This window comes from Zoogloea sp., from assembly GCF_041908905.1.
GTDB lineage: Bacteria > Pseudomonadota > Gammaproteobacteria > Burkholderiales > Rhodocyclaceae > Zoogloea.
Genome location: NZ_JAYREK010000075.1, coordinates 1 through 2,052, shown reverse-complemented (window position 1 = coordinate 2,052; position 2,052 = coordinate 1). Strand labels below are relative to the sequence as shown.

Annotated in this window: 2 protein-coding genes; one reads left to right on the top strand and one right to left on the bottom strand. The window is 68.3% G+C overall.

Annotation, left to right across the window (positions count from 1 at the left end; all coding sequences use genetic code 11):
- Positions 1-526 (bottom strand): conjugal transfer protein TraG N-terminal domain-containing protein (locus tag ACE3OU_RS18765; RefSeq protein WP_374243080.1); only part of this gene is annotated, 526 nt, incomplete at its 3' end.
- Between the two features lie 246 nt (positions 527-772).
- On the opposite strand from ACE3OU_RS18765, the gene ACE3OU_RS18760 reads away from it, so the two are divergent.
- Positions 773-2,052: transposase (locus tag ACE3OU_RS18760; protein WP_374243079.1), on the top strand; the 1,280-nt coding region annotated here is incomplete at its 3' end.

The window sequence follows — 2,052 nt, the reverse complement described above, 5'->3', positions numbered from 1 at the left end:
CGTACATCGTGCAGTTGTGGATGAAGTTGACCAGGTCCGTGCGGAAGTTCGGATCCTGGAAGGCGACGCCGCCTGTCTCCCGGATGAGGCGGTTGCCGAACATCAGGCCGTTCTTCTCGTAGCTCAGCTCGCTTGGCAGGGCGCCGACACCCGGGATCACCTGGAAGGCCGTCTCGAACAGGCCCGTGAGCGTGTGCCCGACCGTGCTGGTGACGCTGCCGAGAAAGGCCACGCCGAAGGGGACGTTGGCCACCACCTTGACGGCGGATCCGCCGGTCTTGTCGACGACGCCCACGGTCACCCGCGGCACGATGAGGACGGAGAACACCAGCAGCACGGTGGCCAGCCACTTCCAGCCCTGCAGCTTCTCGGGCGCGAAGGCGTAGGCCACCAGCGCCGCGATGAACCCGCAGAAGGCCACGGCGGCGACTGCCGCCATGTAGTCGCCCGAGCCGTGGATGGTTGCCGCAGCGTTGAAGATGCCGAACAGGCTGTCGGCGTTCTGGTAGGCGTAGATCTCCCACATGCGTCGCTCCAGGGGGAGCGTGGATCCTGAAGCGATGTGACGATGGCGTCGGCCAGGAACGACCTCAAAAGCACGGGGATATCGGCACTAAGGTGAACGACGGACTCCCGCCGGGGCTGGCCCACCCCAACCGGCTGCACCCGGTGGAGGGCCATCTTCTTGCACCCACAAGCCCGACCGAAGGGCGATGGCGAGTGCAGGGCGATGCTGGGACGGTAGAGGTCCCCATCGAGTCCTCTGCATGCCGTGCACGCCGCCCGCCAGCCCGGTTCCTTACCCGGCTTGGCCAGCCGGCTCCACTACGAACGCCACCGACCGGAGCAGACCACGCTGTACCGCCTGGTCCAGCAGCATGCGGCCAGCTTCATCGCCCACACCGAGGCCAGCACGGACGCCGAGTTGCCGCGGTTCATCAAGGACGAGTTCGACGCCTTCCTCGAGTGCGGCATCCTGGCGCATGGATTCCTGCGGCTACGCTGCGGCGAGTGCGGCCACGACAAGCTGCTGGCCTTCAGCTGCAAGCGCCGGGGATTCTGCCCCTCTTGCGGCGCCCGGCGCATGTCGCAGACCGCTGCGCACCTGGTCGACCACGTCATCCCGCACGTGCCGGTGCGGCAATGGGTGCTGTCGCTGCCGATCCCGCTGCGCGTGCTGCTGGCCGCGCAGCCGGAACTGGTCACGCCGGTGCTGCAGGTGGTGCAGCGCGTGGTCACGCGACATCTGCTGCGGCAGGCGGGGCTCAAGGCTGACGAAGGTCACGGCGGCGCCGTCACGCTGATCCAGCGCTTTGGCTCGGCCGCCAACCTCAACATCCACCTGCACTGTCTGGTACTGGACGGGGTGTACTGCTGCGACGCCGATGGTTCGCCGGCCTTCATTGAGGCGGATGCGCCCACCGACGACGAATTGCACGCGCTGCTGCAGACCGTCATCGCCCGGCTGATGAAGATGCTCACGCGCCGGGGCGTGCTGGTCGAAGACATGGGCCAGACCTACCTGGCCGAGCCGGATGCCGACGGCGAGGAGGCGCGCACGCTGCGGCCGCTGCAGGCCGCGGCCATCACCTACCGAATCGCCTTCGGGCCGCGCGCCGGGCAGAAGGTGCTGACCCTGAGAGGCGCGATGCCGCGCGAGGACTCGGCCCGCCAGCCGCTGTGCGCCGACATCGACGGATTCAGCCTGCACGCCGCGGTGCGGGTCGAAGCCCATGACCGCAAGCGGCTGGAGCAGCTGTGCCGCTACATCACCCGGCCGGCGCTTTCCGACGAACGGGTGCAGGTCAATGCCGCCGGGCAGGTCGAGCTGAAGCTGAAGACACCGTGGCGCGACGGCACGACGCATCTGGTCTTGAGCCCGCTGGAGTTCATGCAGCGGCTTGCGGCGCTGGTTCCCCGGCCGCGTCTGCATCTCATCAGGTTCCACGGCGTGCTGGCGCCCAACGCCAAGCTGCGGTCCCTGGTGGTGCCGCAAGGGCCCGAGGTGGAGGAACGGGCCACCGCAGCCGTTGCCGCCAGCGAATGCGTGGT